Origin of the sequence: Burkholderia sp. MSMB1826, assembly GCF_001526325.1 — a bacterium.
In the GTDB taxonomy this organism is placed as follows: Bacteria; Pseudomonadota; Gammaproteobacteria; order Burkholderiales; family Burkholderiaceae; genus Burkholderia.
Map to the genome: position 1 here is coordinate 49,055 of NZ_LOYN01000003.1, position 19,975 is coordinate 69,029.

Genomic DNA, 19,975 nt, shown 5'->3' on the forward strand with positions numbered 1-19,975 from the left:
GCGTCAGGTCAGTACTGCATCGGCGGCGGCGTGCCCGGCAGCGGCGGATCGCCCTGCGTGCCGTTCGGGCCGGGCGGCGGCACGTCGGCCGGTTCGCCGACGGTCGCGCCCTGCGGCATCGTGTTGCCCGGCGACGGACGCGTGTCGTAGCGCGTATTCGCGTCCGGCATCGTCGTGGTCGACTGCCCGCCGCGGCCGTCGGGCGGCGCGGGCGGCGCCGCATGCGCGCCGTACGGGCCGCTGGTCGGTTGCGTGCATGCGCCCAGCGCGCACGCGGCGGCGAACGCGCAGGCGCCCACCCGTATCGTCTGGATCGTGTTCATCGAATCCTCCCGGGAGTCGACGGCCCGGAGCAACGCCGCGGCGGCGCCGCTCAGAGCCGGTTGAAATGGAAATCGCCCGCGTACGCGGTCGGCCCGCGGCGCGCCATCATCGCGTCGAATTCGGCCGCGACGCGCGTGAGCGCGCCGCGCTGCCGTTCGACATCGGCCCGTTCGAGCGCGGCGAAGGCGTCGGGGTCGAACGTGACGGTCAGCGACGCCGGATGGCCGTCGACGTGAAAGCCGACGTGCAATGCACCGGCCGGCTGCTCCTCGACGTGGAACGGCATCTCGCGCGCCTCGAAATGGCGGCCGAGCGTCTCCGCGATGTCGCGCAGCAGGCCGGGTTTCACGCGAATGCTCATTGCAGGCCCTCCCTGCGTACGAGCGGCATCGCGCGCACCGGCGGTTCCGGGGACGGTGGATCGCGTTCCGGCGGCGCATGCCCGGGCGGGTCGCCCTCCGGTTCCCGGTACGGTTCGGGCATGTCCGGCGGCACGTCGTCGGGATCGGGCGGCTCGGGGTCCGGCTCGATGTCGGGGATCGGTGGCTCGGGCCGTTGCAGCCACCGTGCGAGTTCGGGTGTCATCGGCATTTCCTGTCGTGGCGGGGTTCGGATCGATACCGGCGCGACGGCCGCGTATCGACGATTCGCAAACCGAAGCTTCGCAAACCGCGTGCCGTCCGCTCCGTCGCCCCTGCGCGGGCGTCGACGCGCCGCGGCGCGGCTCGACGCGACGCGCCATGCCTTCGCTACACCGTTCGCTGCAAAACTTGCAAGCACGCCGCTACGCGTCGTATGCGGCCATGACCAGCCACAGCTCGCGGCCGTCGTCGCGCACGCGCGCCGCGAGCGCGTACGGATCCGACGGCTCGCACGCGCGCTGCAGCGCGAAGCGCGCCGGCTCGGTCGCCCCGAACGTCTCGTCGCCGAGCGGCCGCACGTCGGCCTTGCCCTCGAACATCCGGCGCTCGGGCCGGTAGATCAGCGGTTCGTGCTTCCACGTGTCGAAATGGCTCTTCACGGAATCGAATCCGCCGCCGCATACGTTCACTTCGTAGCGCACCCCTGGTCGTCGTTTCGGAATCATCGTCGTACCTCCCGCTCGATATGCGCGCAGCAGGCCTGCTGTTGCGCCGTGTCGTCATGGTCGTCGTCGTGGTCGGCGTGGGAGCGGCAAATCACGTGCCGTGCGCGCGGACCGGGAACGCCCGTTGCGCCGGAGGCGGCTCATCGTCCCCGATACGGAGCACCGCCATGAAGGATTCGACCCGGCACGGCCACGACGCACCGGCGCACGAGCGGCAGCCCGACCCGCACCCGCCGCTGAAGGACCAGGACCGCACGCACACGCGCCACTCGGAGCGTCATATCGACAAGCAGCTCGAGGACACGTTTCCGGCGAGCGACCCGCCCGCGACCGGCGGCGTCACGCGCATCGAGCCCGACACGCCGCCCGGCACGCACGACGACGGGCCGTGGCAGGACAAGCGGGAACGCGACGACGAATGACGCGACGCCCCGCGCACGGCATGCGGTTTGCTGGATCGCAGCGGCCGCATCGGCCCATTGCTTCACCCACCGCCAAGGAGAATTTCATGCATCGCGTCAACGAAATCATGTCGCAGGACGTCGTGCGGATCTCGCCGACCGACTCGATCCGTCACGCCGCGCAACTGATGGAGCGCTACGACATCGGCGCGCTGCCCGTGTGCGACAACAACCGGCTGATCGGGATGGTGACGGACCGCGATCTCGCGGTGCGTGCGATCTCGGCCGGCAAGCCGCCGGAGACGCGCATCCACGAGGTCGCGTCCGGCCCGATCGAATGGTGCTTCGACGACGATTCGCTGGACGAGATCCAGCATTACATGGCCGATGCGCAACTGCGCCGGCTGCCCGTCGTCGATCACGACAAGCGCCTGGTCGGCATGCTGTCGCTCGCCGACATCGCGACGCGCACGGCCAGCCCGGAGCGCGACGACGTGGCGAACACGCTGGAAGGCGTGTCGCAACCGAAGCAGACGTGACGGAGCGATTTTCGCCCCGCCCCGACAACCCGCGCGACCCGCAGGGCCCGCCCCCCGGGCACGGTCGCGCCCCACGCAGCCTGGAGGAAACCATGCAGACTCCCGATCAAGGTCAGACCCGCATCATCGGCAAGGGCGCCGCGACGGCGGCCGGCCCCGGCCCCGACGTGATGGCGGCCGATACGCTCGAAGGCGACAAGGTCTATACGACCGACGGCGACGATGTCGGCAAGATCAAGGACATCATGCTCGACGTGCGTTCCGGCCGCATCGCGTACGCGGTGCTGTCGAGCGGCGGCATCCTCGGCATCGGCGACAAGCTCCATGCGATTCCGTGGAGCGCGCTGACGCTCGATACCGAGCGCAAGTGCTTCCTGCTGTCGGTATCGTCCGAGCGGATCCGCAACGCGCCGGGGTTCGACAAGGACCACTGGCCGGCGATGGCCGATCCGCAATGGGCCGAGCCGCTGCACGAGTTCTACGGCAGCACCCCGTACTGGAGTGCCGGCGACGAGCTCGGGCTGACCGATCCGACCGAAGACCTCGACGATCCGCGCACGCGCGGCCGCCACTGACCGCCCCGCGACGCGGTGCCGGTTCGCCGGCGCTTCCGTTCGACACGCCCCGCCCGCGCGGGGCGTTTTTTTGCCTGCGCCGCGGCGCGCCGCCGGCCTTTTTACAAGGGTCGTGTAACGCCCTCGTCCGGCGTCACCGCGCCGCCGCTCGCCGATTCGAGGTAGCCCAGCAGCCGGTGCGGCGTCAGCGGCTTCGCGCAATGCGCATCGAAGCCGGCCTCCTTCGCCTGTTCGCGATCCCGCCGCGACGCCAGTCCGCTGCACGCGATCAGCAGCATGTCGGCCGTTCGCGGATCGCCGCGCAGCCGCGTCGCCAGTTCCAGTCCGTCGAGGCCCGGCATCGCGATATCGAGCACGACCGCGAACGGCTGCCAGTCGCGTGCGACGTCGCACACGGCGAACGGATCGTCGGCGACCCGGCACTCGAAGCCGCGCGCCTCGAGCAGCAGGCGCAGCGCGTCCGCCGCATCGCGATAGTCGTCGACGACCAGCACGCGGCGCGGGCGGCGCGGCACGCTGTCGGGGGCGCGCCACAGCAGCACGTCGTCGGCGGCCGGGTCGTCGCCGGGGTCGGGTAGCATCTGCTTCTCCTGTCGTTGGACGGACCTGTCACGCAAGGCGCGCGCCCATACCGACTGCATGCGGCATGCCGGTTGCTGCATGGTTCGCATCGTCGATCCGGGAGTCCTTCATGCGTGCGATGCGGCATCCATCGTCCCGTTTGCGTCCCTCTGCGCGTGCGACCATGCGATCGCCGAAGCGTTCCGCCCGCTCGCCGCGCGCCGCCGCGCCGGCCCGCACCGGAGGCGCCGCATGACCCGCAAGGCGCCCGACGCTCCGGCACCGCCGCCCGACGACGAGGCCCCGCGCACGCTCGACGCGTGCCGCCGCTGCGCGCTGTGGGAACACGCGACGCAGCCGGTGCCGGGCGCCGGGCCCGTCGATGCGACGATCATGCTGGTGGGCGAGCAGCCGGGCGACCAGGAGGACCGCGCGGGCATGCCGTTCGTCGGCGCGGCCGGCCGCATGCTGGACCGCGCGCTCGACGAAGCCGGAATCGAACGCTCGCACGTCTACCTGACGAATGCGGTCAAGCACTTCAAATGGGAACCGCGCGGCAAGCGGCGGCTGCACAAGACGCCCGCGCAGCGCGAAGTGGCCGCGTGCCGCTACTGGCTCGAGCGCGAGCTGGCAGCCGTGCAGCCGCGCGTGGTGGTCGCGCTCGGCGCGACGGCGTTGCGCGCGGTCCTGCAGGACAACGACGCGACGCTCGAGCGCACGCGCGCGCCGGTGCGCACCGACGACGGCCGGCTCGTCGTCGCCACCTATCATCCGTCGTACGTGCTGCGCACGCGCGGCGCCGATTCCCGCGAACATGCGTACCGCACGCTGGTCGACGCGTTGCGTACCGCGTCGCGCCTCGCGCGCGAGCGACGCGGCGGCGGCGCTCGCCCGTCGCACGGGGACGCCGGATGAGCGGACTGGGCGATGGCGCGCGAGCGGCGGCCGAGGCGCCGCCGCCCGCCGCGAAACCGTGGTATCGGCGGCTCGGCCCCGGCCTGCTCGCGGGCGCGTCGGACGCCGATCCGAGCAACGTCGCCGTCTACGCGCAGGCCGGCAGCCAGTTCGGTTTCAACATGCTGTGGATGATCGTCGTCACGCTGCCGATGATGGTCGCCGTGCAGCTCGCGGCGGCGTTCGTCGGGCGACGCAATCGCGAAGGCCTCGTGGCCGGCATCCGCGAACGGTTTTCCGATCGCGTCGCGAAGACGCTGATCGTGATGGTCGTGATCGTCAACGTCGTGAACGTCGGCGCCGACCTCGCGGCGATGGGCGATGCGACGGCGCTCGTCGTCGGCGGCCGCAGCTACTGGTATGCGCCGCTCTATGGAATCGCATCGCTGGCGTTGCAGGTGATGCTGTCATACGAACGCTACGCGCGCTGGCTGAAATGGATGACGCTCGGCCTGATCGCGTACGTGCTCGAACTCGGCTTCGTGCACGTCGACTGGGGCGGCGTGCTGCATGCGATCGTGCTGCCGCAGATCGCGTTCACGCATGCGTATGCGACCACCGCGGTCGCCGTGCTCGGCACGACGCTGAGCCCGTACCTGTTCGTGTGGCAGGCCGCGCTCGAAGTCGAGCAAACCACGGCCGAGCAAAAGAACGGCGAGCGCGACACGCGCCGCGAGACCGAACAACGCGTCACGGTCGATACCTGGACCGGCATGGTCGTCACCAACGCCGTGTCGTTCTGCATCATGGTGATCGGCGCGGCCGTCTTCTTCGCGCACGGCCGGCACGACATCGGCAGCACCGCGCAGGCCGCCGAGGCGCTGCGGCCGATCGCCGGCGAAGCCGCGTTCCTGGTGTTCGCGTTCGGCATCGTCGGCTGCGGGCTGCTCGCGATTCCCGCGTTCGCGGGCAGCGCCGCCTACGGTTGCGCGGAAGCCTGGCGCTTCCGCGAAGGGCTGAACGAGCCCGTGCGGCGCGCGCCCGCGTTCTACACGGTGCTGGCGCTGTGCGTGATCGTCGGCATCGCGATCTGCTTCAGCCCGATCGACCCGATCCGGGCGTTGTACTGGAGCGCCGTGCTCAACGGCGTCGCGGCGGTGCCGATGCTCGTGCTCGTGATGCTGCTGTCGGGCAAGCGCGAGGCGGCCGGCCAGCCCGGAAGCGGCCCGGTATCGAAACTGTTCGGCTGGGTGGCGGTCGCGCTGATGGCGGCGTCGGTGGTGACGATGCTCGTCGACCTGCTGACGTGAAGGACCGACACAATCGATCGATGTCGGTTGCGCACGCAACCTTCATGGGCGGCGGGCGGGCGCTGCGCGGAGCGCGACGCCGCCCGCCCGGGCGTTACATCATCTTGCCGCGCGAGCGCTCGGCACGTGCCGCATCGGCGGCGGATTCCACCTTCTTCACTTCCTCCGGCGGCGGCAGCACCGCCTTGAAGCCCATCGACTCGATCCACATCTCGCGCGCCCAGCCGCGCGTGTGATACAGATGATGATCCTCGTCGGCCTCCACCTCGTCGTGCGCGGCCTTCAGCGCCTTCGCGGCGTCACTGTCGGGCAACTGGTCGGCCGCGTAGCCGATCAGCTCCCAGTTCAGGTGATCCTTGGTTTCGGCCAGCACCACGCACTCGGCTGCCACCACCTGCGCGACGGCCGGGTCGGCCTGCTTCTTCGCCTGCTCGATCACCTGCACCAGCGACTTTCCGGTGGCGGCCACCGCGGCGCGTCCCGGCGATTGCGCATCGGGATCGAGGCCGAGCGTTTCGAATACCTTGCGCAGCACCTCCTGGTGATGCAGCGTCTCGCGGTGGTACTTCTCCCATTCCTTGTGCAGATCCTCGTCGGTCGCGCACTGGAGCGCGGCCTCGTAGATCTGCGCACCGCCAAGCTCGGTCTCGTATGCCTGGCAGAGCAGTTCGAGGATGCCTTCGTGCTTCGATTGCCGTTGGGCCATGACTGCTTCTCCGAAAAAGCGGGCCGCCCGTGCGGCCCGAGGGTGGAACCGGGCGCGCGTTATTGCGCGCCCACCTTGCGTGCAACCGTCTCTGCCATGCTCAGGTGATGCTTGAGCGTCGGCAGCGTGGACTTGGCGAACGCGCGCAGTTGCGCATCCTGGCCGTCGCGCGCTTCGTCTTCGAACAACGCGACCGCCTTCTTGTGTGCATCGGGGCCGGCTGCCGCCAGATACGCGGTGTCGAAATCGCGCCCACTCTTGCCGCGCAGCGCCTCCACGTCGGGATCCGAAATCTGGTCGACCTGCGGCTTCATGCCCTTGCGCGCGGCGAGTTCCTCGAGCTTCGCATTCGCCTTGCCGTGATCCGCGACCATCCGTTTCGCGAACGCGCGTACGTCCGCCGACTGCGCCTGCTTCAGCGCGAGCTGGCTGGCTTGCACTTCCGCCTTGCCGGCCATCGCGGCCTTGTCGACGAACTCCGCGTCGGCGCCCTTCGGCGCTTTCGCGATGCCGGGATCGCCCGCGGCGCCCGCGCCCGACGACGGATTGATCACGCCGCCCGGCACATGCGAATTCGACGCGGGCGGCTCGCTCGGCATCTGCGCGCGGGCGAGGCCCGACACGGCGAGCACGCCGGCGGCGAGCGCGGCGATCGTCCAGTTGGGTTGTCTCATCTGCTTTCTCCTTGGCATTGCGTGAGCGCGGCCGTCAGCCGCCGACGATCGAGCCGCCGTTCGGATGCAGCGTCTGCCCGGTCATGTAGCTCGCGCCGTCCGACGCGAGCAGCACGTAGCAGTCGATCAGTTCGTCCGGCTGCCCCGGCCGCTTGAGCGGCACGTTCGAGCCGAATTTCGCGACCTGTTCGGGCGTGAACGTCGACGGAATCAGCGGCGTCCAGATCGGCCCCGGCGCGACCGCGTTCACGCGGATGTCGCGTTCGGCCAGCTCGATCGACAGCGACCGCGTGAACGCGACGATCGCGCCCTTGGTCGCCGAGTAGTCGGGGAGTTTCGGGCTGCCGTGATAGGCGGTGACCGACGCCGTGTTGACGATGCGCCCGCCCGCCTTCAGGTGCGGCAGCGCAGCCTGCGTGCAGAAGAACATCCCGTACACGTTCGTGCGGAACGTGCGTTCGAGCTGTTCCTCGGACACGTCCTCGATGCCCGGCTGCGGATGCTGCTCGCCCGCGTTGTTCACGAGCACGTCGAGACGGCCGAGCCGTTCGACCGTGCGCGCCACCGCGTCGCGCGCCTGCCGGCGATCGCCGACGTCGCATGCGATCGCCTCGCAGCGCCGGCCGGCCTGCTCGATCAGCTGCTTCGTATGGGCGGCGTCGTCGGATTCCTTCAGGTAGACGATCGCGACGTCCGCACCTTCCTTCGCGAAGCCGATCGCCACCGCGCGGCCGATCCCGCTGTCGCCGCCCGTCACCAGCGCGACCTTGCCGGCGAGCTTGCCGCTGCCGACGTAGTCGGCCGCTTCGTCGCGCGGCTTCGGATGCATCTCGCGCTCGGTGCCCGGCCGATGCGATTGTTTCTGCGGCGGCGGGGTCTGTTCGTGGGTCATGGGTTCCTCCTTGAACGAATGCCGCCGATGCCGCGCAAGCGGCGTGCCGCGTGCGCCGCACGCCGGCCTGCGCGCGGCGACCGTGTTTCGACGGTTGGCGTTGCAAGCGTCTGGAAAAAGGGCGTAGTCAGCGCGGGCCGCCGGACGCGGCTTCGTCGGGCCGGCGCACCGGATCGAAATCGCGCCATTCGCCGTCCTGCCAGTCGCCTTCGACGCGCTCGATCGACTTCGCGCCGGTCGCGCGCAGCACGTCTTCCGCGGTCGTCGCGGTATCGGGCGTCACGCGCGCGGCGAGGATCACGCCGGTTTCGCTCTGCGCGAGCGTGCCCTTGCCTTCGGCCTGCTCGCCGCGCATCCGGCCGAGCGCGCCGCCGAACGCGCCGAGATACGCGCCGGCCAGCGCGCCCGCGGCCGGCACGAACCAGTAGCGCACGCCGAGCGCATACACGATCAATCCGACGACGACGCCGATCAGCAAGCCGCGAATCGCGCCGACCATCGCGCCGCGGCCGCCCGGTTTCGCCGCCGTATCGGCATACACGTCGCCGCCGATCGGGAAGCGCGCGTGCTGGCCGCCGGGGTTCAGGAAGAAGATCGACACGTCGTCGCGCCCGAACGCGCGCTCGTAAAGGTGACGCGCCCCACCTTCCGCTTCATCGAACGTCGTGAAACGGCCTGCGACGATCATCGCCATGGTCGTGCTCCTCGTGATGGGTGCGCCGCGCGCTCGCGCACGCGGCGCGACGGGGCGGCGCCTACATCAGCCGCCCGAGTTCCTTCGATACCGACGCCGGCGTGTCGTACTCGCGCTCGGGAATCTTGCGCAGCATGTCGAGCACCTCGCGGTCGGCATGCGCGCGTTCCGCGCACTGCACGACGTCCGACTTGCTGGCCGGATAATCCATCCCCTTCAGCGCCTTCTGCACGTCGACCGGGCTCGGCGGTTTGCCGTGCCCCGTCTGGTGTCCGCCCTTGTCGTGGTCCTGCTGCGTGCGCTCGCCTTCGTGCGCGCGCGAGTGGCTGTATTCGTGGCCCGTATGTTGTCGGGATGTCATGAAAGCCTCCTTGGAAAATCGATGAAATCACGCGGACGAGCGGCGCGAGCGCGCGTACGCGGCAAACACCACCGCCGCCGCGCCCAGCGCGACCGCGCCGGCCACCTTCGGCCGCTGCACCACCGTGTTGTACGCACAGCTGCGCAGCACCGGCCCTTCCATGCCCTCGCGCTCGTGCAGCGCGTGGCGCGAGTCGTACAGCGCGTTGTCGTCGCGCGGCCGCGCGGGGCGCACCGTGCGCTGGCCGCGCGAGAACAGCGTGGCCGCGACGCGATCGAACAGGCGCGGCGCGTGGTACGCGCTCGCCGACGTGAACTTCGCGGCGCCGCCGACGAACAGCGTGCGGCGCGCGTGCGCGGCCGCGAACAGGATCGCGTCGGCCACCAGGTCGGGGTCGTAGATCGGCGGCGGCAGTTTCGCCTCGACGTTCATGTAGTTCTTCGCGTGCATCACGAACATCGTGTCGATCGCGGCCGGCTTGATCAGCGTGACGGACACCGGCAGGTGGTCCGCTTCCATCTCGAGCCGCAGCGAATCGGTGAAGCCTTTCACCGCGTGCTTCGACGCGACGTATGCGCTTTGCAGCGGCACGGGCGCGTCGGACGCCTCGCTGCCCATGTTGATGATCGCGCCGCCGTGGAAATCGCTTTTGCGCCGGAAATGGTCGGCCGCGACGAGCGAGCCGTGCACGACGCCCCAGTAGTTGGTGTCGAACAGCCGGCGCTGATCCTCGAGCGGTACCGCGGCCGCCGTGCCGAAGATCGACACGCCCGCGTTGTTGACCCAGGTGTCGAAGCCACCGTACGTGTCGGCCGCCGCCGCGGCCGCGCGCTGCAGATCCTCGATATTGCCGACGTCGCCGGCGACCGGCACCGCGAGGCCGCCGTGCTGGCGGATTTCCTCGCACAGCGTGTTCAGCGCTTCCTCGTTGCGCGCGAACAGCACGAGCTTCGCGCCGCGCCGTGCCGCCTTGCGCGCGGTGACGAGACCGATGCCGCTGGTCGCACCGGTGATGACGATCGTCTGTTCGCCGACGGGTTTGAGCATGCAGTTCATCGCTGGACTCCTTTGCGGCCGCGCGGTTATTTGGGCCGGATGGTCAACTGGTCGCGCACGCTCTGCACGCCGTCCACCTGCTTCACGACGCCGACGGCCTGCGTGCGCTGCTGCTCGTCGGGCACGCTGCCGGTCAGCGTCACGGTGCCGTGCCGCGTCTTCACGTGGATGTCGCCGGCCGACAGGCCGCTCGTGCCGACGAGTTCCGCTTTCGCCTTGGTCGTGATCGTCGCGTCGCGGATCTTCGTGCCGGTACTCGAATGCGACGACGACGACGACGTCGACGACGATGCGGCGCCGTCGTCGCCGGCGGCGACCGCGTTCGGCGCGACGACCATGCACGCGGCGACCGCGGCGGCCGCGACCGCCATGCCGGTGCGCATCGCGCGCTGACGACGGATGCGCGGGGAGCGGGCTTGCAGCTGGAATACCTTCATCGTGACCTCCTTTTCATCGGGCCGGGCGAGCCGGCAGGTGAACAGAGGTCGCGCAAATCGCGTGCCGCGGCGTGCGCGCCGCATGCCGGCGGGAAACCGCGATCAGACGCCCTTTCATCCAACGCGTTGTAATTTTTTCGGCACAGCGGGAAGCGGTTTTCCCCGCAATCCGGCGGGCATGCCGATTGCCGATGTACCGACGACGGCGGCCCGTGAGCGCGGCCCCGATATCGGGAGCAAGACCATGCAAAGAATCGCGTTGATCAGTGAACATGCATCGCCGCTGGGCGTGATCGGCGGCGTCGACGCCGGCGGTCAGAACATCTATGTCGCGAACGTCGCGAAGCAGCTCGCGGAGCGCGGCCTCGACGTCGACGTCTACACGCGCTGCGACAATCCGCATTTGCCGGAAGTCGTGCCGATCGGCTCGCACATGCGCGTGATCCACGTGCCGGCCGGGCCGCCGACCGACGTGCCCAAGGAGCGGCTGTTGCCGTACATGGGCGCGTTCGCGCAATACATGATCGCGCGCATGCGGCGCGAGCCCGACCCGGTCGACGTGATGCACGCGAACTTCTTCATGTCGGGCGACGCGGCGCTGCGCGTGAAAAAAGCGCTCGGCATCCCGCTCGTCACGACGTTCCATGCGCTCGGCCGCGTGCGGCGGCTGCACCAGGGCACGGCCGACGGCTTCCCCGATGCGCGCTTCGCGATCGAGGACACGCTCGCCCGCCGCTCGGACCGCCTGATCGCCGAATGCCCTCAGGATGCGCTCGATCTGACCACGCACTATCGCGCCGACACCGCGCGCATCGAGATCGTGCCGTGCGGCTTCGACGAGCGGGAATTCCGGCCGGTGCCGCGCGTCGATGCGCGCGCGCGGCTGGGCTGGCCGCAGGACGCGTTCGTCGTGCTGCAACTGGGCCGCCTGGTGCCGCGCAAGGGCATCGATACCGTGATCGACGCGCTCGCGCGCATGCCGCGCGATCCGCGGCGGCCGACGCACCTGTACGTCGTCGGCGGCAGCCAGGCGACGCCCGACCCCGCCCGCGACCCGGAACTCGCGCGGCTCGCCGCATTCGCGCACGAACTCGGGATTGCCAACCGCGTGACCTTCGTCGGCCGGCGCGATCGCGACGCGCTGCACCTGTACTACAGCGCGGCCGACGTGTTCGTGACGACGCCGTGGTACGAGCCGTTCGGCATCACGCCGGTCGAGGCGATGGCGTGCGCGGCGGCGGTGATCGGCAGCGACGTCGGCGGCATCCGCACGACGGTCGACGACGGCACGACCGGCTATCTCGTGCCGCCGCGCGACCCGGCCGCGCTGGCCGCGCGCCTCCTGCAACTGCGTGCGAAGCCCGAGCTGTGCGCGGCGCTCGGCCGCGCCGGCTACCTGCGCGCGCATCGCTTCTACACCTGGCAAGGCGTAGCCGACCGGCTCGTCGACATCTACCGCGACGTCGCGCACGCGCAGCGCGCCGGCACGTCGGCCGGCACCGGCCGGCGCACGCCCGTCGGCACCGCGACGGCCATGCTCGCACACCGCAAGGAGAATACGTAATGAAGGGCTACGATCGAAAACGCGTCCTCGTCACCGGCGGCGCCGGCTTCCTGGGTTCGCATTTGTGCGAACGGCTCGTGACGGCCGGCCACGACGTGCTGTGCGTCGACAATTTCTACACGGGCACGAAGGACAACATCGCGCACCTGCTCGATGCGCCGAACTTCGAGCTGATGCGCCACGACGTGACGTTTCCGCTCTACGTCGAAGTCGACGAGATCTACAACCTCGCGTGCCCGGCGTCGCCCGTTCACTATCAACGCGACCCCGTGCAGACGACGAAGACCAGCGTGCACGGCGCGATCAACCTGCTCGGCCTCGCGAAACGCGTGAAGGCGCGCATCCTGCAGGCATCGACGAGCGAGGTGTACGGCGACCCCGACGTCCATCCGCAGGACGAGCACTATTGCGGCCGCGTCAATCCGACCGGCGTCCGCGCGTGCTACGACGAAGGCAAGCGCTGCGCGGAAACGCTGTTCGCGGACTATCACCGCCAGTACGGCGTCGACGTGCGGATCGCGCGGATCTTCAATACGTACGGCCCGCGCATGCACCCGGCCGACGGGCGCGTGGTGTCGAACTTCGTCACGCAGGCGCTCGCGGAGCAGCCGTTGACCGTCTACGGCGACGGCAAGCAGACGCGCTCGTTCTGCTACGTGGACGACATGGTCGATGCGCTGATCCGGCTGATGGACGAACCGGGCGATGCGAGCGAGCCGGTCAATCTCGGCAGCGACGTCGAGATCGCGATGATCGACGTCGCGCGGGAGGTCGTGCGCATCGTCGGCGCGACCGTGCCGATCGAATTCCGGCCGCTGCCGTCCGACGATCCGCGCCAGCGGCGGCCGAATCTGGCCGCCGCGCAGAAGCGGCTCGGCTGGCGCGCGACGACGACGCTCGCGAACGGGCTCGCGCACACCGCGCGCTACTTCATTCAACGCCAGGTCACGCACCACACGCCCGGCGACCTCGTGCGCAGCACGCGCATCGCGTCGCATCTGCTCGCGCAGGTCCACACGCAGAACCGGCCGGCGCCGACCACCTGACGCGGCCGGTGCGCAAAGCGCGTCAGCCGTCGCGCTTCGTCACGTGCACGATCTTGTGCGCCAGTTCGCGCACGTCGACCGGCTTGCACAAGTAGCCGTCGAAGCCGGCCTCCAGCGCGCGGCGTTCGTCGGCGAGGCCCGCGTGCGCGGTGACGGCCAGCACGCGCACGTCGGGCGGGCCGCTGTCGCCGTTCGTCGTGCCGCGCCGCAATGCGTCCAGCAGCCAGAAGCCGTCGCCGTCGGGCATCGCGAGATCGGACAGCACGACCGTCGGCCGCATGTCGGCCGCCATCGCGAGCGCCTCGCGCCCCGACGACGCGATCGCGACGGCCGCGCCGAACGTGGTCAGCGCGGCCGTGAGGCTGGCACGCGTGGTCGGATCGTCGTCGACGATCAGGATGCGCTGCGTATCGAGCACGAGCGCGTCGCGACGGCTGCCCGCCTGCACGATTCCCCACGCTATCGCGCCGCCCGGCTGCCACCCGGCCGGCAGCGTCACCGTGAACGTCGTGCCGCGATCGCGGCCCGCGCTCGCGACGGTCACCCGGCCGCCGTGCAGCTGCGCGATGTGCCGCACGATCGACAGGCCGAGACCGAGCCCCCGCCGCGGCGACGCGGGCGAATCGTCCGCACGGCGGAACATGTCGAACACGTACGGCACGAACTCCGGCGCGACGCCCTGCCCCGTATCGGCGACGGTCAGCACCGCATGCGCGTCGTCACGCGCAAGCCCGACCCTCACGCTGCCGCCGGCCGGCGTGAATTTCAGCGCATTCGAAATGAGGTTCGACAGCATCTGCCGCAACCGCTCGGCGTCGCCCGACACGATGCACGCCGACGCGTCGCAGTCGAATTCGAGCATGATGCCGGCCGACGATGCGGCGGTCTGGAACGTGCCGACCTGGTCGGAGAACAGCCGGACGATGTCGACCGGCGTCGTGTCGAGCCGCAGCTTGCCGGTCGCGAGCGACGACGCATCGAGGATGTCGCCGACCATCCGCGTGAGCGAACGCGCGCTGCGGTCGATCGCATCGATCGCCTGATGCTGCAGCGCGTGGTCGCCGGTATTGCGCAGCACCTCGATCCACCCGTAGATCACGTTCAGCGGCGTGCGCAATTCGTGCGACACCGTGGCCAGCAGCTCGTCCTTCAGCCGGTTCGACGTGTCGGCCTGCTCGCGCGCATGGCGCGCGCCCTGCAACGAGCGCTGCGCCCCGAGGTCGTGCCGGCGCTGCGCGCCGGTTTCGCGCAGCGTCAGCGACAGCGCGACGCAGGCCCGCGCGTCGCCCTGCACAGGGCACGCCGATACCGTCGCCCGAAACCGCCGGCCGTCGCGCCGCACGCACAGCAGTTCGAGCGGCCCGACAGGCTCGCGCATCGCGTCGAACGATTGGGCGAGCGGATGGCGCCGCAACCAGCGCGGCGCGATCAGCGTGTCGAACCGGCGGCCGCGCGCATCGGCGTCGTCGTACCCGAAGATCCGCTGCGCGGTCGGGTTCCAGCTCGCGATGCGGCCGTCGGCGTCGATCCCGACGATCGCATCCGGCGATGCATCGACGACCGCATGCAGCAGCCGCGACGCGTCGACGCGCGCACGATCCGCGCCGGCATCGCGCAGCAACAGCACCGCGCCGTCGAGATTGCCGTCCGTATCGCCCATCGGCGACGCGACCGCGACGATCGGCACCGGATCGCCGTTGCCGGCCTGCAGCCAGTGCCGGTCGGACGTCGCGTCGGCGCCGCCGAGCGCGCGATCGAGCGGCGTGGTCGGCACGCGGCGGCCTTCGTGATCGACGATCCGCAGCACGTCGCGCACCGGCCGCCCCATCGCGTCGTCCGGCCGGCAGCCGACGAGTTCGGCCGCGGCCGCGTTGAGATAGGTGAGCCGGCCTGTCGCATCGGTCGCGATCACGCCGTGCGGCAGCGCGCCCAGCACGGCTTCGAGCTGCCGGCGCGCGGCCGCCTCGCGCCGGCCGGCGCGATCGTTCGTGACGCGCGTGTGATGCAGCATCGACGCGATCGCGCACACCAGCGCGCCGATCAGCATGAACGTGCCGAGCTGCACGAGCCGCTCGGGCAGCGGCGCCGTATAAGCGGCCGGGTCGGACAGGAACAGCGTCCACACGAGCAGCCCGCTGACCACGGTCGACACGATGCCGAACAGGAAAGATGTCACCCACGCGGCGCCGGCGAGCAGCGGGTAATACAGCACCAACGGCAAATTCACGCCGCCGAACCGGATCGCGAGCGTCTGCAGCACGGTCGCGATCGCGACCAGCATCACGGCCGTTGCGTAATTTCCGGCCTGCGGCCGTGCAATTTCGGTCATTGAACACGCTCCTGCGGGAACAGTCGACAGCGGGCGCCGGGGGCGCCGCCGGCGGGCACGGCGCATGCTGGCCGATCGGCACCGGCGGCCCGGCCGCTCACGATGGAGATCCTCACGCCATGCCCGACCCGACACGCTGGCTCGTCGTCTCGCCGCATCTCGACGATGCAGTCTTCAGTTGCGGACAACTGCTCGCGCAGGCGCCCGGCTCGATCGTCGTCACCGTATTCGCGGGGATCCCGCCGCACGGCACGCCCGCGCCGCCGTGGGATCGCCGCGCAGGGTTTCGCGACGCCGACGAAGCGGTGCGCGCGCGCCGCGACGAAGACCGCCGCGCGCTCGCGCTGCTCGACGCACGCCCCGTGTGGCTCGACTTCCTCGACGATCAGTACGGCATGCCGGCCACGTCGACCGCGATCGCGGCGCGCGTGGCCGCGACGATCGACGCGCACCCGGGCTTCGACGTGCTCGCGCCGGCCGGCCTGTTCCACCGCGATCACCTGCAGGTGCAGGAAGCCATGCTGTCGCTGCTGCGCGAAGACGATCCGGCGCGCATCTGGCGCTTCTACGAGGACGTGCCGTATCGCCGCATCGACGGGCTGATGGCCAGGCGCCTGATCGGCTGGCGCGAGCGCGGCTGGATCGCGCACCCGGTCGCGCCGCCCGCCGGCCGCGATGCGACGGGCGCCGCCGCGAAAGCCGCCGCCGTCGATGCCTATGCGAGCCAGGTAACGCTGTTCGAACCTCATATGCGCGCCGCTCTCCACGAACCCGAAACGATCTGGCGGCTCGAATGCGACGTCACGTCCGCGTAACGCCCGCGCGCATCGCGCTGCCGCCGGGCGAACCGCGCATGACCGCCATCGTGCTGACCTGCCGGCGCGCCGCCGAACTCACGCGCACGCTCGACCATCTTTCCGCGCTGCCCGACCGGCCGGCGATCGTCGTCGTCGACAACGCGGCGGACGCCGAGACGGCCGCGCTGATCCGCGAGCGCTTCGCGCATGTCGCGCTCGTGCATGCGCCGGGCAACCTCGGCGCGGCCGGCCGCAATCTCGGCGTCGCCGTGGCGCGCACGCGCCATGTCGCGTTTTGCGACGACGACACGTGGTGGGCGCCCGGTTCGATCGCCGAAGCCGCGAACCTGCTCGACGCGTATCCGCACGTCGCGGCCGTCACCGCACGCGTGCTCGTCGGCCCCGACCGACGCGAGGACCCGACCTGCCGGCTGATGGCCGACAGCCCGCTGGACGCGCCCGTCGCGCTGCCGGGCCGCCCGATCCTCGGGCTGCTGGCCGGCGCGACCGCGTTCCGGCGCGACGCGTTCGTACGCGCGGGCGGCTACCATCCGCGCTACTTTCTCGGCGGCGAGGAAGCGCTGCTCGCGCTCGATCTGTGTCGCGCCGGCCACTGGCTCGTGTATGCGCCGCACCTGACGGTCCATCACTACCCGTCGGCGCAGCGCGACCGGCCCACGCGCGCGCGCACCGCCGCCCGCAACGCGGTATGGACGGCGTGGCTCAGATGGCCGGCCGCGGCCGCGTGGCTGCATACGGTGCGCATGTTGCCGCTGCTGCGCCGCGAACGGGCGATCGTGCGCACGTTCGCCGGCCTGCCGTGGATCGTGCGCGAACGACGCGCGATTCCGCCGCATGTCGAACGCATGCGGCGGAGGCTCGAGCGCGACGCGCACCGCGAGGCCGAAACGGGACCATGAACGGAACCCTGAGCGCGAGCGGGGCCACATCAGGAGTCCGGTTTTTCCGTTTCGTCTTCCAGTTGCGCGAGCCGGTTGTAGATCGTCTTCAGGCTGACGTCGAGCACCTCGGCCGCCTGCGCCTTCACGCCGCCGCATTGCGCGATCGTGCCGAGGATCAGCTTGCGGTCGACCTCCTCGAGCGGCGTGCCGAACGGCACCGTCACGCGATCTTCATGCGAATCGACCATGCTCGACAACTCGTCCATGATCGGCGGAGGCAGCGTCTCGATCACGTCGGCATCGGTGAAGATGCTCGCGCGCTGCACGAAGTTGCGCAGCTCGCGCACGTTGCCGGGCCATTCGTAGCCCTTCAGCGCTTCGCGGGCAGCGGGCGAGAAACGCAGGTTGCGGCCGCTCTCCTCGTTGTAGCGCTGCAGGAACGCATCGGCGAGCATCGGGATGTCGTCGCCGCGCTCGCGCAGCGACGGCAGCGGAATCGGGAACACGTTGATCCGGTGGAACAGGTCGGGCCGCAGCTTGCCTTCCGCCATCGCCGCTTCCGGATCGCGGTTCGTCGCGGCGACGATGCGTACGTCGACGTCGATCTCGCGCGTCGAGCCGAGCCGCGTGACGCGCCCGGTCTCCAGCACGCGCAACAGCTTGACCTGCGATTCGACCGGCATCTCGGTGATTTCGTCGAGAAAGAGCGTGCCGCCGTCCGCGCGTTCGAAGAAGCCCTTGTGCTGGCGTTCCGCGCCGGTGAAGCTGCCGCGATCGTGGCCGAACATCTCGCTCTCGACGAGATTCGCGGCGATCGCGCCGCAGTTCACCGCGAGGAACGGGCCGCGGCGACGCAGGCTGAGGTCGTGCACGGTCTGCGCGGCGAGCTCCTTGCCGGTGCCCGATTCGCCGGTGAGCAGCACCGACGCTTCGGTGCGCGCGACCCGGCCGATCGCGTCGTAGACGGCCTGCATCGCCGGCGAGCTGCCGAGCATGCGGCCGAACCGGCCGAGCCGCTGCAGCTCCGAGCGCAGCTCCGCGATTTCCTCGTGCAGCGCGGTCGTGCGCGGCACGCGCGCGAAGATGCTGTTCAGCCGCTGCATGTTGAGCGGCTTCACCAGATAGTCGGTCGCGCCGCGCCGCAACGCGTCGATCGCGGTTTCGAGGCTCGCGTGGCCGGTGGTCAACACCATTTCGCAATGCCCGCGCTTGGGCAATGCGTCGAACAGATCCATCCCGTTGCCGTCGGGCAGCACGAGGTCGCACAGCACGAGATCGGGGGTATGCGTCGAGACGAGCGTGCGCGCTTCTTCAAGCGTCGCGGCCGTATCGCACGAAAGCTGCTGCGTACGCGCGAGCGTGGCCAGCATCGTTCGCGTATCGGCATCGTCTTCGACGATCAGGACGTAAGGCATCGAGGCTCCTTTTAATGCGGCCCGGCGCATGCGTGGGCCGGCACCGCGACACGTGCAGCGTCATGCACGCATCGGGCACACGACGCATCTTCAACGCTGCACACGATCGGGCAGACAAGCGGTCCTGCACTGAAAACGAGTGCTTAGCAGTATAGAAGAACGGTGTCGTGCATTCGCCGCTCATCGAATAAATCTATCTATCGACGCCAGCCGCATTGCCAGATTCAATGTCGACGAATCGGTATAAAAGGTATCCTGCATACGTGAATGACGACGTGTGCCACGTCGTTTTTTACCTGATCACGACACCTTCGGTCAAAACTTCCCAACTCGGTCTTACTCCATGTCGAAATCCGACGATGACGGCACGCGACTGTTCGGGCGTTCGCGAACAATTCAGGATTTGCTGCTGAAAGTGTCGCGCGTCGCCGCCACCCGCGTGAGTGTGCTGGTGGTCGGCGAAAGCGGGGCGGGCAAGGATATCGTCGCCCGGCTCATTCACGACATGAGCCCGCGCCGGCGCGGGCCGTTCGTGCCCGTCAACTGCGGCGCGATTCCGAAGGACATCGCGGAGTCGCAGTTGTTCGGTCACGAAAAAGGCAGCTTCACGGGCGCCGTCGCGCAACATGTGGGCATGTTCGAGGCCGCGCGCGGCGGCACGCTGTTTCTCGACGAGATCGCCGAGATGCCCGCCGAGCTTCAGGTCAAGCTGCTGCGCACGCTCGAAACCAACACGATCGTGCGCGTGGGCGGCCACGAACCGATTCCGCTCGACGTGCGGATCGTCGCGGCCACTCACCACGATCCGGTCGAGGCACTGCGCAGCGGCCGGCTGCGCGAGGACCTGTTCTACCGGATCGCGCCGATCGCGCTGCACGTGCCCGCGCTCAGGCAGCGCGAGGACGACGTCGGCGACATCGCGCTGCAGATCGTCGAACGGCTAAACGCGCGGCACCGCACGAGGAAGCGCCTGTCGACGCAGGCGATGAAGGCGCTGCGTGCGTACACGTGGCCCGGCAACGTGCGCGAACTGCGCAACGCGCTGGAGCGCGCGTTCATCCTCGCCGACGAGCAGATCGAACTGCAGTTGCCGCGCCGCCAGCCGCCGCGCGAAGAAGTGCGCCACAACGCGATGACGCTGCATATCGGCACGACGCTCGCGCATACGCAGCAGCGCTTCATCGTCGCGTCGCTACACCATTTCAACGGCGACAAGCCGCGCACCGCGAAGGCGCTCGGCATCAGCCTGAAGACGCTGTACAACCGCCTCGCGCTGCTGCCCGAAAGCGAGCGCAATGCAGCCAGCGGCGGCGCGCCGGCGGCGCCGAATGCCGCGAACGGCGGTAGTCCGCCCGCTTCGCCGCCCGCGACGACGCAATGAAGGCGGCGGGTGATGCCGCCTTCGTCACGT

General features: G+C 70.0%; 24 protein-coding genes. 10 read left to right on the top strand and 14 right to left on the bottom strand.

Annotated features, from left to right (window positions below; translation table 11 throughout):
- Positions 1–8: 8 nt before the first annotated feature.
- The 4 genes from WS95_RS00210 to WS95_RS00225 form a co-directional block, all read right to left on the bottom strand.
- The gene (locus WS95_RS00210) at positions 9–323 is read right to left on the bottom strand and encodes a hypothetical protein (protein ID WP_034209252.1); all 315 of its coding nucleotides are present in this window, start codon (positions 321–323) and stop codon (positions 9–11) included.
- Between the two features lie 50 nt (positions 324–373).
- On the bottom strand, positions 374–685 hold the full coding sequence (locus WS95_RS00215) for a hypothetical protein (protein WP_059502851.1): 312 nt from the start codon (positions 683–685) through the stop codon (positions 374–376).
- Complete coding sequence (locus tag WS95_RS00220; RefSeq protein WP_059780011.1) at positions 682–909, bottom strand: hypothetical protein; 228 nt, start codon at positions 907–909, stop codon at positions 682–684. Before WS95_RS00220 ends, WS95_RS00215 begins: the two co-directional genes overlap by 4 nt.
- 199 nt (positions 910–1,108) lie before the next feature.
- Positions 1,109–1,411 carry a hypothetical protein gene (locus tag WS95_RS00225; protein WP_034203633.1) on the bottom strand — a complete coding sequence of 101 codons (303 nt, stop codon included), beginning with the start codon at positions 1,409–1,411 and terminating at the stop codon, positions 1,109–1,111.
- A 167-nt stretch (positions 1,412–1,578) separates the two neighbouring features.
- Between WS95_RS00225 and WS95_RS00230 the strand changes: the two genes are divergently transcribed.
- From WS95_RS00230 to WS95_RS00240, 3 genes are all read left to right on the top strand, one after another.
- Positions 1,579–1,833 carry a hypothetical protein gene (locus tag WS95_RS00230; protein ID WP_059502854.1) on the top strand — a complete coding sequence of 85 codons (255 nt, stop codon included), beginning with the start codon at positions 1,579–1,581 and terminating at the stop codon, positions 1,831–1,833.
- A gap of 86 nt (positions 1,834–1,919) precedes the next feature.
- Positions 1,920–2,351, top strand: a complete 432-nt coding sequence (locus tag WS95_RS00235; RefSeq protein WP_034209255.1) for a CBS domain-containing protein — start codon at positions 1,920–1,922, stop codon at positions 2,349–2,351.
- Between the two features lie 92 nt (positions 2,352–2,443).
- The gene (locus tag WS95_RS00240; protein WP_006498342.1) at positions 2,444–2,926 is read left to right on the top strand and encodes a PRC-barrel domain-containing protein; all 483 of its coding nucleotides are present in this window, start codon (positions 2,444–2,446) and stop codon (positions 2,924–2,926) included.
- Between the two features lie 101 nt (positions 2,927–3,027).
- Here WS95_RS00240 and WS95_RS00245 read toward each other — a convergent pair whose 3' ends face one another.
- A complete protein-coding gene (locus tag WS95_RS00245; RefSeq protein WP_059821646.1) occupies positions 3,028–3,507 on the bottom strand; it encodes a response regulator in 480 nt (159 codons plus the stop codon).
- A gap of 232 nt (positions 3,508–3,739) precedes the next feature.
- Between WS95_RS00245 and WS95_RS00250 the strand changes: the two genes are divergently transcribed.
- Both WS95_RS00250 and WS95_RS00255 read left to right on the top strand, forming a co-directional pair.
- The gene (locus WS95_RS00250; protein WP_059821765.1) at positions 3,740–4,402 is read left to right on the top strand and encodes a UdgX family uracil-DNA binding protein; all 663 of its coding nucleotides are present in this window, start codon (positions 3,740–3,742) and stop codon (positions 4,400–4,402) included.
- Positions 4,399–5,691 carry an NRAMP family divalent metal transporter gene (locus WS95_RS00255; protein WP_059821648.1) on the top strand — a complete coding sequence of 431 codons (1,293 nt, stop codon included), beginning with the start codon at positions 4,399–4,401 and terminating at the stop codon, positions 5,689–5,691. The genes WS95_RS00250 and WS95_RS00255 overlap by 4 nt, the downstream gene beginning before the upstream one ends.
- A gap of 94 nt (positions 5,692–5,785) precedes the next feature.
- Here the strand turns inward: WS95_RS00255 and WS95_RS00260 are convergent, their stop codons facing one another.
- The 7 genes from WS95_RS00260 to WS95_RS00290 all read right to left on the bottom strand — a co-directional run bounded on the left by WS95_RS00260 (position 5,786) and on the right by WS95_RS00290 (position 10,511).
- Positions 5,786–6,397, bottom strand: a complete 612-nt coding sequence (locus WS95_RS00260) for a hypothetical protein (protein ID WP_034209258.1) — start codon at positions 6,395–6,397, stop codon at positions 5,786–5,788.
- 59 nt (positions 6,398–6,456) lie between these two features.
- On the bottom strand, positions 6,457–7,071 hold the full coding sequence (locus WS95_RS00265; protein WP_034209259.1) for a DUF4142 domain-containing protein: 615 nt from the start codon (positions 7,069–7,071) through the stop codon (positions 6,457–6,459).
- A 34-nt stretch (positions 7,072–7,105) separates the two neighbouring features.
- Positions 7,106–7,963, bottom strand: a complete 858-nt coding sequence (locus tag WS95_RS00270; RefSeq protein ID WP_034209260.1) for an SDR family oxidoreductase — start codon at positions 7,961–7,963, stop codon at positions 7,106–7,108.
- A gap of 127 nt (positions 7,964–8,090) precedes the next feature.
- Positions 8,091–8,657, bottom strand: a complete 567-nt coding sequence (locus tag WS95_RS00275) for a hypothetical protein (RefSeq protein WP_034209261.1) — start codon at positions 8,655–8,657, stop codon at positions 8,091–8,093.
- Positions 8,658–8,718: 61 nt separating this feature from the next.
- On the bottom strand, positions 8,719–9,018 hold the full coding sequence (locus tag WS95_RS00280; RefSeq protein WP_034209262.1) for a DUF2795 domain-containing protein: 300 nt from the start codon (positions 9,016–9,018) through the stop codon (positions 8,719–8,721).
- 27 nt (positions 9,019–9,045) lie between these two features.
- Positions 9,046–10,074 (bottom strand): SDR family oxidoreductase, encoded by a 1,029-nt coding sequence (locus WS95_RS00285; RefSeq protein ID WP_059779978.1) that lies wholly within the window; start codon positions 10,072–10,074, stop codon positions 9,046–9,048.
- Positions 10,075–10,100: 26 nt separating this feature from the next.
- Positions 10,101–10,511 carry a BON domain-containing protein gene (locus WS95_RS00290; protein WP_059821767.1) on the bottom strand — a complete coding sequence of 137 codons (411 nt, stop codon included), beginning with the start codon at positions 10,509–10,511 and terminating at the stop codon, positions 10,101–10,103.
- A gap of 244 nt (positions 10,512–10,755) precedes the next feature.
- Here WS95_RS00290 and WS95_RS00295 point away from each other — a divergent pair, with 244 nt between their 5' ends.
- Positions 10,756–12,075, top strand: a complete 1,320-nt coding sequence (locus WS95_RS00295) for a glycosyltransferase family 4 protein (RefSeq protein ID WP_034209494.1) — start codon at positions 10,756–10,758, stop codon at positions 12,073–12,075.
- Positions 12,075–13,121 carry a UDP-glucuronic acid decarboxylase family protein gene (locus WS95_RS00300; RefSeq protein ID WP_059821649.1) on the top strand — a complete coding sequence of 349 codons (1,047 nt, stop codon included), beginning with the start codon at positions 12,075–12,077 and terminating at the stop codon, positions 13,119–13,121. Before WS95_RS00295 ends, WS95_RS00300 begins: the two co-directional genes overlap by 1 nt.
- Positions 13,122–13,143: 22 nt before the next feature.
- Here the strand turns inward: WS95_RS00300 and WS95_RS00305 are convergent, their stop codons facing one another.
- On the bottom strand, positions 13,144–15,450 hold the full coding sequence (locus tag WS95_RS00305) for a hybrid sensor histidine kinase/response regulator (RefSeq protein WP_059821651.1): 2,307 nt from the start codon (positions 15,448–15,450) through the stop codon (positions 13,144–13,146).
- Between the two features lie 119 nt (positions 15,451–15,569).
- Here WS95_RS00305 and WS95_RS00310 point away from each other — a divergent pair, with 119 nt between their 5' ends.
- The gene (locus tag WS95_RS00310; protein WP_059821652.1) at positions 15,570–16,265 is read left to right on the top strand and encodes a PIG-L family deacetylase; all 696 of its coding nucleotides are present in this window, start codon (positions 15,570–15,572) and stop codon (positions 16,263–16,265) included.
- Positions 16,244–17,167 carry a glycosyltransferase family 2 protein gene (locus tag WS95_RS00315; RefSeq protein WP_059821654.1) on the top strand — a complete coding sequence of 308 codons (924 nt, stop codon included), beginning with the start codon at positions 16,244–16,246 and terminating at the stop codon, positions 17,165–17,167. The genes WS95_RS00310 and WS95_RS00315 overlap by 22 nt, the downstream gene beginning before the upstream one ends.
- 29 nt (positions 17,168–17,196) lie before the next feature.
- Here the strand turns inward: WS95_RS00315 and WS95_RS00320 are convergent, their stop codons facing one another.
- Complete coding sequence (locus WS95_RS00320) at positions 17,197–18,564, bottom strand: sigma-54-dependent transcriptional regulator (RefSeq protein WP_034209269.1); 1,368 nt, start codon at positions 18,562–18,564, stop codon at positions 17,197–17,199.
- A gap of 343 nt (positions 18,565–18,907) precedes the next feature.
- On the opposite strand from WS95_RS00320, the gene WS95_RS00325 reads away from it, so the two are divergent.
- Positions 18,908–19,945, top strand: a complete 1,038-nt coding sequence (locus WS95_RS00325; RefSeq protein WP_059821656.1) for a sigma-54 interaction domain-containing protein — start codon at positions 18,908–18,910, stop codon at positions 19,943–19,945.
- Positions 19,946–19,975: the final 30 nt, after the last annotated feature.

What these genes read in the sequence shown, in the direction of transcription:
- WS95_RS00300 (WP_059821649.1), top strand. Translation starts at nt 12,075, where the DNA reads ATGAAGGGCTACGATCGAAAACGCGTCCTCGTCACCGGCGGCGCCGGC.
- WS95_RS00325 (WP_059821656.1), top strand. Translation starts at nt 18,908, where the DNA reads ATGTCGAAATCCGACGATGACGGCACGCGACTGTTCGGGCGTTCGCGA.
- WS95_RS00210 (WP_034209252.1), bottom strand. Translation starts at nt 323, where the DNA reads ATGAACACGATCCAGACGATACGGGTGGGCGCCTGCGCGTTCGCCGCC.
- WS95_RS00305 (WP_059821651.1), bottom strand. Translation starts at nt 15,450, where the DNA reads ATGACCGAAATTGCACGGCCGCAGGCCGGAAATTACGCAACGGCCGTG.
- WS95_RS00260 (WP_034209258.1), bottom strand. Translation starts at nt 6,397, where the DNA reads ATGGCCCAACGGCAATCGAAGCACGAAGGCATCCTCGAACTGCTCTGC.
- WS95_RS00280 (WP_034209262.1), bottom strand. Translation starts at nt 9,018, where the DNA reads ATGACATCCCGACAACATACGGGCCACGAATACAGCCACTCGCGCGCG.
- WS95_RS00265 (WP_034209259.1), bottom strand. Translation starts at nt 7,071, where the DNA reads ATGAGACAACCCAACTGGACGATCGCCGCGCTCGCCGCCGGCGTGCTC.
- WS95_RS00245 (WP_059821646.1), bottom strand. Translation starts at nt 3,507, where the DNA reads ATGCTACCCGACCCCGGCGACGACCCGGCCGCCGACGACGTGCTGCTG.
- WS95_RS00290 (WP_059821767.1), bottom strand. Translation starts at nt 10,511, where the DNA reads ATGAAGGTATTCCAGCTGCAAGCCCGCTCCCCGCGCATCCGTCGTCAG.
- WS95_RS00230 (WP_059502854.1), top strand. Translation starts at nt 1,579, where the DNA reads ATGAAGGATTCGACCCGGCACGGCCACGACGCACCGGCGCACGAGCGG.
- WS95_RS00310 (WP_059821652.1), top strand. Translation starts at nt 15,570, where the DNA reads ATGCCCGACCCGACACGCTGGCTCGTCGTCTCGCCGCATCTCGACGAT.
- WS95_RS00320 (WP_034209269.1), bottom strand. Translation starts at nt 18,564, where the DNA reads ATGCCTTACGTCCTGATCGTCGAAGACGATGCCGATACGCGAACGATG.
- WS95_RS00295 (WP_034209494.1), top strand. Translation starts at nt 10,756, where the DNA reads ATGCAAAGAATCGCGTTGATCAGTGAACATGCATCGCCGCTGGGCGTG.
- WS95_RS00240 (WP_006498342.1), top strand. Translation starts at nt 2,444, where the DNA reads ATGCAGACTCCCGATCAAGGTCAGACCCGCATCATCGGCAAGGGCGCC.
- WS95_RS00220 (WP_059780011.1), bottom strand. Translation starts at nt 909, where the DNA reads ATGACACCCGAACTCGCACGGTGGCTGCAACGGCCCGAGCCACCGATC.
- WS95_RS00270 (WP_034209260.1), bottom strand. Translation starts at nt 7,963, where the DNA reads ATGACCCACGAACAGACCCCGCCGCCGCAGAAACAATCGCATCGGCCG.
- WS95_RS00255 (WP_059821648.1), top strand. Translation starts at nt 4,399, where the DNA reads ATGAGCGGACTGGGCGATGGCGCGCGAGCGGCGGCCGAGGCGCCGCCG.
- WS95_RS00315 (WP_059821654.1), top strand. Translation starts at nt 16,244, where the DNA reads ATGCGACGTCACGTCCGCGTAACGCCCGCGCGCATCGCGCTGCCGCCG.
- WS95_RS00285 (WP_059779978.1), bottom strand. Translation starts at nt 10,074, where the DNA reads ATGAACTGCATGCTCAAACCCGTCGGCGAACAGACGATCGTCATCACC.
- WS95_RS00275 (WP_034209261.1), bottom strand. Translation starts at nt 8,657, where the DNA reads ATGGCGATGATCGTCGCAGGCCGTTTCACGACGTTCGATGAAGCGGAA.
- WS95_RS00250 (WP_059821765.1), top strand. Translation starts at nt 3,740, where the DNA reads ATGACCCGCAAGGCGCCCGACGCTCCGGCACCGCCGCCCGACGACGAG.
- WS95_RS00215 (WP_059502851.1), bottom strand. Translation starts at nt 685, where the DNA reads ATGAGCATTCGCGTGAAACCCGGCCTGCTGCGCGACATCGCGGAGACG.
- WS95_RS00225 (WP_034203633.1), bottom strand. Translation starts at nt 1,411, where the DNA reads ATGATTCCGAAACGACGACCAGGGGTGCGCTACGAAGTGAACGTATGC.
- WS95_RS00235 (WP_034209255.1), top strand. Translation starts at nt 1,920, where the DNA reads ATGCATCGCGTCAACGAAATCATGTCGCAGGACGTCGTGCGGATCTCG.